10 protein-coding genes are annotated in these 13,612 nt (G+C 73.8%); 8 read left to right on the top strand and 2 right to left on the bottom strand.

Translation table 11 applies throughout. From position 1 onward, the window contains the following. Positions 1-158 precede the first annotated feature (158 nt). The 3 genes from QC029_RS14465 to QC029_RS14455 all read left to right on the top strand — a co-directional run bounded on the left by QC029_RS14465 (position 159) and on the right by QC029_RS14455 (position 5,070). Positions 159-2,102 carry an IucA/IucC family siderophore biosynthesis protein gene (locus tag QC029_RS14465; RefSeq protein ID WP_279556046.1) on the top strand — a complete coding sequence of 648 codons (1,944 nt, stop codon included), beginning with the start codon at positions 159-161 and terminating at the stop codon, positions 2,100-2,102. Positions 2,103-2,302: 200 nt separating this feature from the next. Beyond that, positions 2,303-2,938 carry a GNAT family N-acetyltransferase gene (locus tag QC029_RS14460; RefSeq protein ID WP_279556078.1) on the top strand — a complete coding sequence of 212 codons (636 nt, stop codon included), beginning with the start codon at positions 2,303-2,305 and terminating at the stop codon, positions 2,936-2,938. Between the two features lie 68 nt (positions 2,939-3,006). After that, on the top strand, positions 3,007-5,070 hold the full coding sequence (locus QC029_RS14455) for an ATP-dependent DNA helicase (RefSeq protein WP_279556045.1): 2,064 nt from the start codon (positions 3,007-3,009) through the stop codon (positions 5,068-5,070). A 150-nt stretch (positions 5,071-5,220) separates the two neighbouring features. Here QC029_RS14455 and lexA read toward each other — a convergent pair whose 3' ends face one another. After that, positions 5,221-6,024 carry a transcriptional repressor LexA gene (lexA, locus tag QC029_RS14450; RefSeq protein WP_279556044.1) on the bottom strand — a complete coding sequence of 268 codons (804 nt, stop codon included), beginning with the start codon at positions 6,022-6,024 and terminating at the stop codon, positions 5,221-5,223. 384 nt (positions 6,025-6,408) lie between these two features. Here lexA and nrdR point away from each other — a divergent pair, with 384 nt between their 5' ends. Both nrdR and QC029_RS14440 read left to right on the top strand, forming a co-directional pair. After that, positions 6,409-7,050, top strand: a complete 642-nt coding sequence (gene nrdR / locus QC029_RS14445) for a transcriptional regulator NrdR (protein ID WP_279556043.1) — start codon at positions 6,409-6,411, stop codon at positions 7,048-7,050. Positions 7,051-7,163: 113 nt separating this feature from the next. Continuing rightward, complete coding sequence (locus tag QC029_RS14440) at positions 7,164-10,037, top strand: vitamin B12-dependent ribonucleotide reductase (RefSeq protein WP_279556042.1); 2,874 nt, start codon at positions 7,164-7,166, stop codon at positions 10,035-10,037. A gap of 180 nt (positions 10,038-10,217) precedes the next feature. On the opposite strand, the gene QC029_RS14435 is transcribed toward QC029_RS14440, so the two are convergent. Beyond that, entirely contained in the window at positions 10,218-10,748 is a 531-nt protein-coding gene (locus tag QC029_RS14435) for a TerD family protein (protein ID WP_279556041.1), read from the bottom strand. A 330-nt stretch (positions 10,749-11,078) separates the two neighbouring features. Here QC029_RS14435 and QC029_RS14430 point away from each other — a divergent pair, with 330 nt between their 5' ends. The 3 genes from QC029_RS14430 to QC029_RS14420 all read left to right on the top strand — a co-directional run bounded on the left by QC029_RS14430 (position 11,079) and on the right by QC029_RS14420 (position 13,536). Then, complete coding sequence (locus QC029_RS14430) at positions 11,079-11,876, top strand: SDR family oxidoreductase (protein ID WP_279556040.1); 798 nt, start codon at positions 11,079-11,081, stop codon at positions 11,874-11,876. Positions 11,877-12,076: 200 nt separating this feature from the next. Next, positions 12,077-12,685: a YdbC family protein gene (locus QC029_RS14425; protein ID WP_279556039.1), complete on the top strand. Its 609-nt coding sequence runs from the start codon at positions 12,077-12,079 to the stop codon at positions 12,683-12,685. A gap of 128 nt (positions 12,686-12,813) precedes the next feature. Then, complete coding sequence (locus QC029_RS14420) at positions 12,814-13,536, top strand: histidine phosphatase family protein (protein ID WP_279556038.1); 723 nt, start codon at positions 12,814-12,816, stop codon at positions 13,534-13,536. The last annotated feature ends 76 nt before the right edge of the window (positions 13,537-13,612 follow it).

The raw sequence follows: 13,612 nt of genomic DNA, 5'->3' as shown, positions 1-13,612 counted from the left end.
TTCCAACGCCCGGAGGCGCGAAGGATTTTGCCCGGGGCCGTGATCCGGCGGGGACGGCGTCGTTGGTACGGGCGGAGACACGGCGGCGCGCTCCGCCGTGCCACGGGAACCGGACGACCACGCACCGGTGCGGTGCCCTCACCCCCAGGGAGACTTCCGTGAACGCATGTCCCGCTCCGGACGGGAGGACGACGCAGGAGGAGGCGGCCCCGGCCGGCGGGCGGCCCGCCCGCCCCACCGGGTCCGCCGTACCACGGCAGCCGCACCGCGACGGGGCGCCGCCGCACGCCGGCGGACGGGAGGCGGGCGACCCGCTGGAGCACCCCGACCCGGCCGTGGCCGCCGACGCCGCGGCGGCCGAGAACCTGCTGCGCTGCTGGGTGCGGGAGAACGACCTGCCCCGGCCCGGCGGCCCCGGCGGCAGCGCCGTCCTGCGTATCGCCCTGGCCTCCTGCGGTCTGGCGCTGCGGGTGCCGGTGCACCACTGGTCCGCCACCGGCTGGCACCGCTTCGGCCCGCCCGCCCTGGAGGGCGCCGCCCCCGGCGCCGCCCCCGTCGACGCGGTGACCCTCGCCGCCCTGCTGGCGCGGGAGGCCGCGCACCGCGGACCCGCTGCCCCCGGGGCCGGCGCGGGCGAGGGCGCGGAGCTGGTCGGCCGGGTCGCCGACTCCGTGCGCCGTACCGCCGTCTTCCTCGCCGACCGCCGGGCCCGGCCCGAGCCGCCGTCCGCGGCCTCCCCGTTCCTGGAGGGCGAGCAGTCCCTGATCCTGGGGCATCCGCTGCACCCGGTGCCCAAGAGCCGGGACGGGCTGACCGACGCGGAGGCGCGCGCCTGGTCGCCGGAGCTGCGCGGAGCCTTCCCCCTGCACTGGATGGCCGTCGACCGCACCGTCCTGGCCTCCGACTCCGCCTGGACCGACCGCGGCCGGACCGTGCCGGCCGAGCGGATCGCCGCCGAGCTGGCCGGTTCCGGGCTGAGCCTGCCCGAGGGGACGGTCCCCCTGCCGCTGCACCCCTGGCAGGCCCGCGAGGTACGGCACCGCCCCGCCGTCGCCGCGCTGCTCGAGGCCGGCCTGCTGCACGACCTCGGCCCGCACGGCGACCCCTGGCACCCGACCTCCTCGGTGCGCACGGTCCACCGGCCCGGCGTGCCCGCCATGCTCAAGCTCTCGCTCGGCCTGCGGATCACCAACTCCCGCCGCGAGAACCTCCGCAAGGAACTGCACCGGGGCGTGGAGGTGCACCGGCTGCTGCGCACCGGCCTGGGCGCGCGCTGGCGGGCCGCCTTCCCGGGCCGTCCCGGCTTCGACATCGTGCGCGACCCCGCCTGGCTCGCCGTCGACGACGCCGACGGCGAGCCCGTGGCGGGGCTGGACGCCGTCATCCGGCACAACCCCTTCGGGCCCGGTGACGACGCCGTGTGCCTGGCCGCACTCACCTCGCCCCGGCCCTGGCCCGGCGACCCCCGGGGCGCGCTCCGCTCCCGCCTCGCCGACGCCGTCACCCGGCTCGCGGTCCGTACGGGGCGGCCGGTGGCCACGGTGGCGGCCGAGTGGTTCCTGCGCTACCTCCACACCGTCGTGCGTCCCGTGCTGTGGCTGGACGCCGAGGCGGGCGTCGCCCTGGAGGCCCACCAGCAGAACACCGTGGTCCTGCTCGACGGCGACGGGTGGCCGGTGGGAGGCCGCCACCGCGACAACCAGGGCTACTACTTCCGCGAGTCCCACCGCGAGGCGCTCCGGCGGAGCCTGCCGGGCATCGGCGCCGACAGCGACACCTTCGTGGCCGACGAGGTCGCCGACGAGCGCTTCGCCTACTACCTGGGCGTCAACAACATGCTGGGGCTGATCGGCGCGTTCGGCTCCCAGGGCCTGGCCGACGAGCGGCTGCTGCTGGCGGCGCTGCGCCGCTTCCTCACCGGCGCCGACCGCCCCCACGAGGGCGGCGGCAGGTCGCGGCTGCCCGCCCTGCTGCTGCACTCCCCGACCCTGCGGTGCAAGGCCAACCTCCTGACCCGGTTGCACGGGCTGGACGAACTGGTCGGGCCGGTGGACTCCCAGTCCGTCTACGTGACCGTCTCCAATCCCCTGGTGAAGCCCTGAACCGGAACCGCACGGGAGGCACCGCCATGACCACCGGTGTTCCGCCGGCCCGTCCCGTCACGTCCGTACCGCCCGTCACCCCGGCACCGCCCGCCGGCTGTACCCCGGGTGCCCCGACCGACCCGCTCGCCCCGGCCGACCCGACCGCCCCGGCCATCCCTCCCGCACCGCCGGTGTCCAGCACGGACGACACCCTCGACCTGCACCTGCCGGCGGACCCGCCCGCCGTGCCGTACGGCGGGGCGGCGGAGCCCCCGGCGCGGCCGGACCTGCTGGACGCCGTCGCCGAGTGGGGCCCGGTCACCACGCCCGCCGGCGTCTTCCAGCTCGTCCCCGTCCGCCTCGAGCGCGATCTACGGCTGATCACCGCCTGGATGAACGACCCGGCGGTGGCGGCCTTCTGGCGCCTGGCCGGTCCCGCCGAGGTCACCGCCGCCCATCTGCGCGCCCAGGTGGGCGGCGACGGGCGCAGCGTGCCGTGCCTGGGGGTGCTCGCCGGCGTCCCCATGAGCTACTGGGAGGTCTACCGCGCCGACCTCGACCCGCTCGCCCGGCACTATCCGGCCCGCCCGCACGACACCGGGCTCCACCTGCTGATCGGCGGCGTGGCGGACCGGGGGCGCGGCATCGGCACGGCGCTGCTGCGGGCGGTCTCGGACCTGGTCCTGGACCGGAGGCCGATGTGCAACCGCGTCATCGCCGAACCCGACCTGCGCAACCTCCCGTCCGTCGCCGCCTTCCTGGGGGCGGGCTTCCGGCTGGCGGCCGAGGCCGAACTCCCCGGCAAGCGCGCCGCCCTGCTGGTCCGCGACCGGGTGCTGCGCCATGCCCTGTGACCCCCGGCGGTGAGTACCGGACCGTATCGGGCACGGCTGTCGGCGACGCCGCGTAAGGTGGCGGTCCTATGACCAAGCCCGCCCTCACCGACCTCCTCCACGCCGCCGTCACCGCCGTCGGAGGCACCGAGCGACCCGGCCAGGTCGCCATGGCCGAAGCCGTTGCCGAGGCCGTCGACAGCACCGTCCACCTCCTGGTCCAGGCGGGCACCGGAACCGGCAAGTCGCTGGGTTATCTGGTGCCCGCCCTGGCCCACGGCGAGCGCACGGTCATCGCGACCGCGACGCTCGCCCTGCAGCGGCAGCTGGTCGAACGCGACCTGCCGCGCACGGTCGAGGCGCTCCATCCGCTGCTGCGCCGCCGCCCCGAGTTCGCCATGCTCAAGGGCCGTTCCAACTACCTGTGCCTGCACCGCCTCCACGAGGGCGTGCCGCAGGACGACGAGGACGGCCTGTTCGACCCCTTCGAGGCCGCCGCCCCCACCAGCAGACTGGGCAAGGACCTGCTGCGGCTGCGGGACTGGGCGGACGAGACCGAGACCGGCGACCGCGACGACCTCACCCCGGGCGTCTCCGACCGCGCCTGGTCCCAGGTCTCGGTCTCCTCCCGGGAGTGCCTGGGCGCCACCCGGTGCGCCTACGGGGCCGAGTGCTTCGCGGAGGCGGCGCGCGAGCGGGCCAAGCTCGCCGAGGTGATCGTCACCAACCACGCGCTGCTGGCCATCGACGCCATCGAGGGCGCGCCGGTGCTCCCCGGCCACGAGGTCCTGATCGTCGACGAGGCGCACGAACTGGTCTCCCGAGTCACCGGGGTGGCCACCGGCGAGCTGACGCCGGGCGGGGTGAACCGGGCGGTGCGCCGCGCGGCCAAGCTGGTCGACGAGAAGGACGCCGACCGGCTCCAGACCGCCGCGGAGGGCTTCGAGCGACTGATGGAGCTCGCCCTGCCGGGCCGTCTGGAGGAGATCCCCGAGGACCTGGGGTACGCCCTGACGGCGCTGCGCGACGCGGCCCGCGGGGTGATCACCGCGCTGGGCAACACCCGCGACCGGTCCGTCCAGGACGAGGACGCCGTCCGCAGGCAGGCCCTGGCGTCCGTGGAGAACGTCCACGAGGTCGCCGAGCGCATCGTCCAGGGCTCGGAGTACGACGTCGTCTGGTACGAGCGCCACGACCGCTACGGCGCCTCGCTGCGGGTCGCGCCGCTGGCGGTCTCCGGGCTGCTGCGGGAGAAGCTGTTCGAGGACCGGACGGTGGTCCTGGCCTCCGCCACCCTCAAGCTCGGCGGGGACTTCGACGGGGTGGGCGCCTCCCTGGGGCTGAGCGCCGAGGGCCGGGTCACGGAGCCCGGCGGCACGGGCGGGGGATCCGGGGACTCGGAGGGCCCGGGGGAATCCGGAGAGGGGGCGGACGGCGGGAAGGACGGCGGCGCCGAGGTCCCGCGGTGGCGGGGGCTGGACGTCGGCTCGCCCTTCGACTACCCCCGGCAGGGCATCCTGTACGTCGCCCAGCACCTGTCCCCGCCCGGCCGGGAGGGCAGCCGCGGCGACATGCTGGACGAGCTGACCGAGCTGGTCCAGGCGGCCGGGGGGCGTACCCTCGGGCTGTTCTCCTCGATGCGGGCGGCCCAGGCGGCGGCCGAGGCGCTGCGCGGACGGCTGGACGTCCCCGTGCTGCTCCAGGGCGAGGAGACCCTGGGCGAGCTGATCCGCCGCTTCGCCGCGGACGCCGAGACCTGTCTGTTCGGAACGCTGTCGCTGTGGCAGGGGGTCGACGTGCCGGGCCCCAACTGCCAGCTGGTGGTGATGGACCGCATCCCGTTCCCGCGTCCCGACGACCCGCTGATGAGCGCCCGCCAGAAGGCGGTCGAGGAGGCGGGCGGCAACGGCTTCATGGCGGTGGCGGCCACCCACGCGGCGCTGCTGATGGCGCAGGGCGCGGGCCGTCTGGTGCGGGCGACGGGGGACCGGGGGGTGGTCGCGGTGCTGGACCCGCGGCTGGCCCGGGCGCGCTACGGGAGTTTCCTGCGGGCCTCGATGCCCGACTTCTGGTACACCACCGACCGAAACCAGGTGCGCCGCTCGCTGGCCGCCATCGACGCCGCGGCCAAGGCGGCCGGGGCGGCCGAGTAGGGCCGGGGCGGCCGGGGAGGCCAGGGAGGAGCCTGGGGGCGCCCGCGGGCGCCCCCAGGCACGAAGGAGGTCCTCGGGCACGAAGGAGGCCCCGGGACCGGCGCAGTGGTCCCGGGGCCGGTCTCTCTCGGCCGTCGTGCGGTCGGCGCGTCAGACGCGCCGCAGCACCGCGACGACCTTGCCGAGGATGGTGGCCTCGTCACCGGGGATCGGCCGGTAGGCGGAGTTGTGGGGGAGCAGCCAGACATGCCCGTCCTCACGCTTGAAGCGCTTGACGGTCGCCTCGCCGTCCAGCATGGCGGCGACGATGTCGCCGTTCTCGGCGACCGGCTGGCGGCGCACCGTGACCCAGTCGCCGTCGCAGATCGCGGCCTCGACCATGGAGTCGCCGACGACCTTGAGCACGAACAGCTCGCCGTCGCCGACGAGCTGACGGGGGAGGGGGAAGACGTCCTCGACCGACTCCTCGGCGAGGATCGGACCGCCGGCGGCGATCCGGCCGACCAGGGGAACGTAGGAGGCGGCGGGCTTGCCGGTGGTGTCGGTGGTCTGGCTGGTGGGCGCGTCCGAGGCGCGCACCTCGTAGGCCCGGGGGCGGTGCGGGTCGCGCCGCAGGAAGCCCTTGCGCTCCAGCGCCATCAGCTGGTGGGCCACGGAGGAGGTGGAGGACAGGCCGACGGCCTGGCCGATCTCCCGCATCGACGGCGGGTAGCCGCGGCGCTGCACCGAGTCGCGGATCACCTCGATCACCCGGCGCTGCCGGTCCGTCAGCCCGGAGCTGTCGGCGCGGATCCCCGGTGGACGGCCGGGCAGCGAGCGGGCGGGCTTGGGAGCCTCCGCGCCGCCCGCGTCGTCGGGCGCGCCGTGGGCGGCGTTTGCTCCGCGCACAGGGTCGATGCGGCCCTGGGAACGGTCCCGTGCGGCGATGGCGGCGCTCTCTGCGGTGGTGGTCACGACGGCCCCTCTCAAGCGGTTCTCCCTAGTTGGACAACGGTAGGTGCTTTCGAAAGGTTGCGCCAAACACACGTTCGAGTGAAATTTCGCAGATTAGCTGTCGTGATCGATGTGGTCGGTGTATGGCCCGAAGATCGCCGCCGATCACTACGGTACCCTCTCGTACGTTTGCCGCTCCGGCGCTTCCGACACGCCCGGCGTGTGCGTCCATCAGCCACCAGATGTAGTGGTTAGATGTTCGGCAGCCACCCAGAAGTTGTGGTCCCCCCGCTCTTGAGGGCGGTGGGCATCGCCTATGCTGGTGGCCGCTTCGAGGGCCGTTCGCCGGGCACTCGAATGCGTGTCCAATGCTGCGCCATCGAGGGTGAAGGAGGGTGGGAAGCGATGCACTGCCCCTTCTGCCGGCACCCCGACAGCCGCGTCGTCGACAGCCGCACCACCGACGACGGCACCGCGATCCGCCGACGCCGCCAGTGCCCGCACTGCTCCCGCCGCTTCACCACGGTGGAGAACGCGTCGCTGATGGTGATCAAGCGGAGCGGGGTCACCGAGCCCTTCAGCCGGGACAAGGTGATCGCCGGAGTGCGCAAGGCGTGCCAGGGCCGCCCGGTCACCGAGGACGCGCTCGCCAAGCTGGGCCAGCGGGTCGAGGAGGCGGTACGCGCCACCGGGAGCGCCGAGCTGTCCACGCACGACGTCGGTCTGGCCATACTCGGGCCGCTGCGCGAGCTGGACCTCGTGGCGTACCTGCGCTTCGCCTCCGTCTACCGGGCGTTCGACTCGCTGGAGGACTTCGAGGCCGAGATCGCCGAGCTGCGCGGGGAACGGGCCCCCGCGCGCGCCGACCGTGCCGGCGGGGGCGACGAGGACCCGGACAGATCCACGGGAGCAGCCGCGGGAACGGCCGCGGACGCCGGAAGCCGTGGCGCGGGTGACGGCAGCGGCGCCGGGGACACCGGAGGCGGACGTGACGGCGGGGGCGGCGGAGGTCCCGCCCGGCCCGTGCCGCTGGCCGCCGGGGACTGAGCGGCCCACACGGACCCGACCGGGGCGCCCTCGCGTCCCGGCCATCGAAACGAACACCACACCCCGGGAAGTACGGGGTGTGTCAGGGCGTTATGCCTGTACAGGGAGGCGGAATGACAGAGACGACGAGCGACCCGGCACGAGGCTCCCGGTCCAAGGGGACCAAGGCCGGCAAGGGTCTGCGGATCGAGCGCATCCACACCACCCCGGGGGTGCACCCGTACGACGAGGTGGTCTGGGAGCGCCGTGACGTCGTCATGACCAACTGGCGCGACGGCTCGGTCAACTTCGAGCAGCGCGGCGTGGAGTTCCCCGACTTCTGGTCGGTGAACGCGGTCAACATCGTCACCAGCAAGTACTTCCGCGGCGCCGTCGGCACGCCCCAGCGCGAGACCAGCCTGAAGCAGCTCATCGACCGCGTGGTGAAGTCCTACCGCGCCGCCGGCGAGAGCCACGGCTACTTCGCCTCCCCGGCCGATGCCGAGATCTTCGAGCACGAGCTGGCCTACGCCGTGCTCCACCAGGTGTTCTCGTTCAACTCCCCGGTGTGGTTCAACGTCGGCACCAAGCAGCCCCAGCAGGTCTCGGCCTGCTTCATCCTCTCCGTCGACGACTCCATGGAGTCGATCCTGGAGTGGTACAAGGAAGAGGGGATGATCTTCAAGGGCGGATCCGGCGCGGGCCTGAACCTCTCGCGCATCCGCTCCTCCAAGGAGCTGCTCTCCTCCGGCGGCAACGCCTCGGGCCCGGTCTCCTTCATGCGCGGCGCCGACGCGTCGGCCGGCACGATCAAGTCCGGCGGCGCCACCCGCCGCGCGGCCAAGATGGTCGTGCTCGACGTCGACCACCCCGACGTCGAGGCGTTCATCGAGACCAAGGTCAAGGAGGAGGAGAAGATCCGCGCCCTGCGCGACGCGGGCTTCGACATGGACCTGGGCGGCGACGACATCACGTCCGTCCAGTACCAGAACGCCAACAACTCCGTCCGCGTCAACGACGCCTTCATGAAGGCCGTCGAGAACGGCGAGAGGTTCGGCCTGCGCGCCCGGATGACCGGCGAGACCATCGAGGAGGTCGACGCCAAGGCGCTGTTCCGCAAGATGGCCGAGGCCGCCTGGGCCTGCGCCGACCCCGGCATCCAGTACGACGACACCATCAACCGCTGGCACACCTCGCCGGAGAGCGGCCGCATCACCGCCTCCAACCCCTGCAGCGAGTACATGCACCTGGACAACTCCTCGTGCAACCTGGCCTCGCTGAACCTGATGAAGTTCCTGCACGACGACGGCGCCGGCAACCAGTCGTTCGACGCCGAGCGCTTCGCCAAGGTCGTCGAGCTGGTCATCACCGCGATGGACATCTCCATCTGCTTCGCCGACTTCCCCACCGAGAAGATCGGTGAGACCACCCGCGCCTTCCGCCAGCTGGGCATCGGCTACGCCAACCTCGGCGCCCTGCTGATGGCCACCGGCCACGCCTACGACTCCGACGGCGGCCGCGCCCTGGCCGGTGCGATCACCTCCCTGATGACCGGCACCTCCTACCGCCGCTCCGCCGAACTGGCCTCGATCGTCGGTCCGTACGAGGGCTACGCCCGCAACGCCGACGCCCACCAGCGCGTCATGAAGCAGCACGCCGACGCCAACGCCGAGGCCAAGCGCATGGACGACCTGGACACCCCGGTGTGGGCCGCGGCCACCGAGGCGTGGCAGGACGTGCTCCGGCTGGGCAAGAAGAACGGATTCCGCAACGCCCAGGCGTCCGTCCTCGCCCCCACCGGCACCATCGGCCTGATGATGGACTGCGACACCACCGGCATCGAGCCCGACCTGGCCCTGGTCAAGTTCAAGAAGCTGGTCGGCGGCGGTTCGATGCAGATCGTCAACAACACGGTGCCCAAGGCCCTCAAGCGGCTCGGCTACCAGCCCGAGCAGGTCGAGGCGATCGTCGAGCACATCGCCGAGCACGGCAACGTCATCGACGCCCCGGGCCTGCGGCCCGAGCACTACGAGGTCTTCGACTGCGCCATGGGCGAGCGCTCCATCTCACCCATGGGGCACGTGCGGATGATGGCCGCCGCCCAGCCGTTCCTGTCCGGCGCGATCTCCAAGACGGTCAACATGCCCGAGACGGCCACCGTCGAGGAGGTCGAGGAGATCTACTACGAGGGCTGGAAGCTCGGCCTGAAGGCGCTGGCGATCTACCGCGACAACTGCAAGGTCGGCCAGCCGCTCTCCGCCAAGAAGAAGGAGGAGAAGAAGGCCGAGGGGCAGCAGCCCGAGGCCGAGAAGGTCGTCGAGTACCGCCCGGTGCGCAAGCGCCTGCCCAAGGGCCGTCCGGGCATCACCACTTCCTTCACCGTCGGCGGCGCCGAGGGCTACATGACCGCCAACTCCTACCCGGACGACGGTCTCGGCGAGGTCTTCCTGAAGATGTCCAAGCAGGGCTCGACCCTGGCGGGCATGATGGACGCCTTCTCGATCGCCGTCTCGGTGGGCCTGCAGTACGGCGTGCCGCTGGAGACGTACGTCTCGAAGTTCACCAACATGCGCTTCGAGCCGGCCGGCATGACGGACGACCCGGACGTGCGGATGGCGCAGTCGATCGTCGACTACATCTTCCGCCGCCTGGCGCTGGACTTCCTGCCCTTCGAGACCCGCTCGGCCCTCGGCATCCACTCCGCCGAGGAGCGCCAGCGCCACCTGGAGACCGGCTCCTACGAGCCCGCCGACGACGAGCTGGACGTCGAGGGCCTGGCCCAGTCGGCCCCGCGCCAGGTGGAGCCGCCCAAGGCGGTGAGCGGCCCCTCCGAGCCGCAGGCCCCCGCGCCGGCGCCGAAGGAGGCGCACAGCTCCACCGAGCTGGTGGAGATGCAGCTCGGCCTCAACGCCGACGCGCCGCTCTGCTTCTCCTGCGGCACCAAGATGCGCCGCGCGGGCAGCTGCTACCTGTGCGAGGGCTGCGGCTCGACCAGCGGCTGCAGCTGATCCCGGGCGCCGCGCGGGCGCGAACCAGCCGCCGAGGGCGGTGGGGCCGGTCTTCCGGTTCCACCGCCCTCGGCGCATGCGGTGCGCGGGTGCCGTGCCCGGTGCGGCGAGCCGCCGCGTGGAAACCCGCCGGGTGGAAACCCGCCGTACGGAGTCCCGCCGCGGCGGGGAACGCGCGGGTCAGGCGGGGACGGCGCCCATCCGCCGGGCGAAGGAGTCCGGGTCGGTGTCGAATCCGCGGACGTCCTCGCGGAACTCCCAGGCGCCCGAGCCGTTGCGGGTGAACTCCGCGACGGTGGCGGCCGTGGCGCCGGAGACGGCGGAGAAGTCGTGCCGGGCCAGCTCGGTGTACCCCTCGGTGATCCGGACTCCGGTGTTCGCTATGTCGCCGAACGTCCTGCGCCCCCCGCTCTGCTGGATGGCCACGCCCACGACCACGCGGCCGAACGAGGGGGCCAGGCGTTCGAGTTCCACGGTCATGACCTCGTCGTTGCCGAAGCCCAGGCCGGTCCTGCTGTCCCTGTTGAGGATGATGGTGCCGTCCGGTGAGCGCCGGTCGAAGTGCACGAGGTACACCGGCTCGCCGTACGGGTCGTCCGCCGAGTAGGTCGCGGCGACGATGTCGAGGTCGTGGGACGGCGCGCCGGAGGGACTCGGATCCCACCTCAGCGCCACCTCGACCTTGCCGACCCCCTTGTTGAGACTGCTCACCAGGCTCCCTCCCCTTCCTCGGTTCCCTCGGAACCGGGCCGCCGCGGGACACGTCCGCGCCCGGTGCGGCCAACTGCCGCGGGACCGGGCGCTGTTCGTCCATGGTGCCACGCGCGGCACCCCGCGCCGGGCGGAAGCGGCGAGCCCGCGGCGAGCCCGCGGCGAGCCCGCGGCGATCACGCGCGCACGGGCCGCGGGTGCCCTTCGGCCAGGGGCGCGTTCGCCGGCCGGGACGGCGGACGGGTGAGATGTCACATCCGCCGGTGGCCCGTCCGTCCCACGGGTGGAAGGAACACCGTGAACCGGAAAGGCGGACGAACAGTGGAACCCGTGGAGTCCCGAGGAGAGGTCGGCGCCCCCGTCCTGGTGACCGGCGGCACCGGCACGCTGGGCCGTCAGGTCGTGCGGCGGCTGCTGGAGCGCGGGCGCGCGGTACGCGTGCTCAGCCGCCGCCCGCGCCCCGCCGACGACCGCGAGCCGTACGAGTGGACGACCGGCGATCTGGAGAAGGGGAGCGGGATCGAGGAGGCGGTCGCGGGCGCCGCGGTGATCGTGCACTGCGCGACGGCCGCCGGGCGCGGGGACGTGGCCGCGACCCGCCGCCTGGCCGACGCCGCGCGCCGCTCCGGGGGCCGTCCGCACCTGGTCCACGTCTCCATCGTCGGGGTCGACCGGGTGCCGCTCCCCTACTACCGGGCCAAGCTGGAGGCCGAACGGGTCGTGGAGGAGTCGGGGCTGCCCTGGACCGTTCTGCGGGCCACCCAGTTCCACGACCTGATCGCCGGGACCGTCGACGCGCAGCGCCGGCTGCCGGTGGCCGTGGCGTTCGCCGGGGTGCGCTTCCAGCCGGTCGACGCGGCGGAGGTGGCCGACCGCCTCGTGGAGCTGGCGGCCGGGGAGCCCGCCGGCCGGGTGCCCGACATGGGCGGGCCGCAGGTGCGCGACCACGCGGAGCTGACGCGGACGACGCTGCGGGCGCGCGGCCGGCGCCGTCCGGTGCTGCCGCTGAGGCTGCCGGGGAAGATCTTCCGCGGCTACCGCGCGGGCGGCCATCTGGCGCCGGGACGCGAGGTGGGGCGCGTCACCTACGACGAGTACCTGGCCGCCCGGACCGGCGCGGGGCGCTGAGCCGGCCGCGGGCGGGCCGGGGGGCGGCCGGCGGCGCGTCCGCCCCTGTGCGGGAGGTGAGGACGCGTGCCTCCCCCCGGCTCCGCGCCGACGGCAGCCTCCGGCGGGGGTCGAACAGGGGGCCGGGCGCCTCACTCCCGTCGGATCCGGTCCGTGACGAGCCATGCGATCAGCCACCGATATGGCCGTACGATGGCGCGGTGCTGGTCAAGTGGATGCGGTGCACGGTGGTCGACCGACGCGGCTTCGAGCGGGGGCAGCGGAAGTGGGCGGGCCTGCTCGGCGAGCCGGGCTTCCGCGCTCAGGGCGGCGGTTGGAGCCGTTCCCGGCCGGGTGTGGCGCACCTCTTCGGCTTCTGGGAGAGCCGCGCCTTCTACGACTCGTTCATGGCACGCTCCCACGATCGGCTGGCGGCCTCGCAGAACGGCACCTACAAGGGCGCCCAGACCCGCCTCTTCGAGTACCGCTTCGACGTGAAGGTGGGGTTCCGGCCGCAGTTCACGGACGCCGACCTGCTGCGCGTCGCCCACTGCCGGGTGCGGAGGGAGCGCATCGAGCACTACACCCTGATGCAGGAGAAGGTGTGGAACCCGGCCATGGCCGGATCGCCCGGGATGCTGCGGGGGGTCTTCGCGCAGGCGCAGGCCGAGGACGAGTTCCTGGTGCTGTCGATGTGGGACTCGGCCGCGGAGCACGGCAAGTACCGCACGGAGCGGATCGAGCGACTGGCGCTCCGCGCCCAGCTGGGGGCCGATGTCGCGGCCGTCGACGGGGACGTGATCGACCTCGAGCCGGGGTGGACCGTCTGAGACCGGCGCAGGGCCTGGGACCGGTGCAGGGCCTGAAACCGGTGCGGGACGGCGCCGGTGCGACCCGCCGCCGGGTCCGCCGCCGGGCTGGTTGGGCCGCGGGGCCCGCGCACGCCTAGGGTGGGCACATGGCACGACCCCGGCGCATCGTCCTGGTCCGGCACGGCGAGTCGGAGGGAAACTTCGACGACTCGGTCTACGAGCGGGTGCCCGACCACGCCCTGAGCCTCACCGAGCGCGGATTCCGGCAGGCCGAGGCGGTGGGGGAGCGGCTGCGGGCGCTCTTCGGCGACGAGCACGTCTCGGCCTACGTCTCGCCGTACCGCCGCGCCCACCAGACCTTCCGCGCGCTGCGCCTGGACCCGACGCGGGTGCGGGTGCGCGAGGAGCCCAGGCTGCGCGAGCAGGACTGGGGGAACTGGCAGGACCGCGAGGACGTACGGCGGCAGAAGGCGTCGCGCGACGCGTACGGCCACTTCTTCTACCGCTTCGCGCAGGGGGAGTCGGGCGCGGACGTCTACGACCGGGTCGGGGCCTTCCTGGAGAGCCTGTGGCGCAGTTTCGAGTCGCCCGACCACCCGCCGAACGTGCTGCTGGTGACGCACGGGCTGACCATGCGGCTGTTCTGCATGCGGTGGCTGCACTGGACGGTCGCCGAGTTCGAGTCGCTGTCGAACCCGGGCAACGGGGAGATGCGGGCCCTGCTGCTGGGGTCGGACGGGCGCTACCACCTGGACCGGCCGTTCGAACGCTGGTGCACCCCCGAGTCGTACGCCGGGCCGTACGCGGGGGAGTCCGGGGAGACGTACGGCATGTCGGGGGTCCGCGGGCGTCCCGGCAGGGTCCCGTGAGGGGCTCGTGAGGGGTTGAGGCCGCGGCGGGCCGGCCCCGGCGGCTCCGGGCGTGCGCCCGGCCGCGTGCGCCGGT

The organism is Streptomyces sp. DH37 (assembly GCF_029813835.1).
GTDB lineage: Bacteria > Actinomycetota > Actinomycetes > Streptomycetales > Streptomycetaceae > Streptomyces.
The sequence above is the reverse complement of the archived record's forward strand: the minus strand, read 5'-3'. Positions and strand labels throughout refer to the sequence as shown.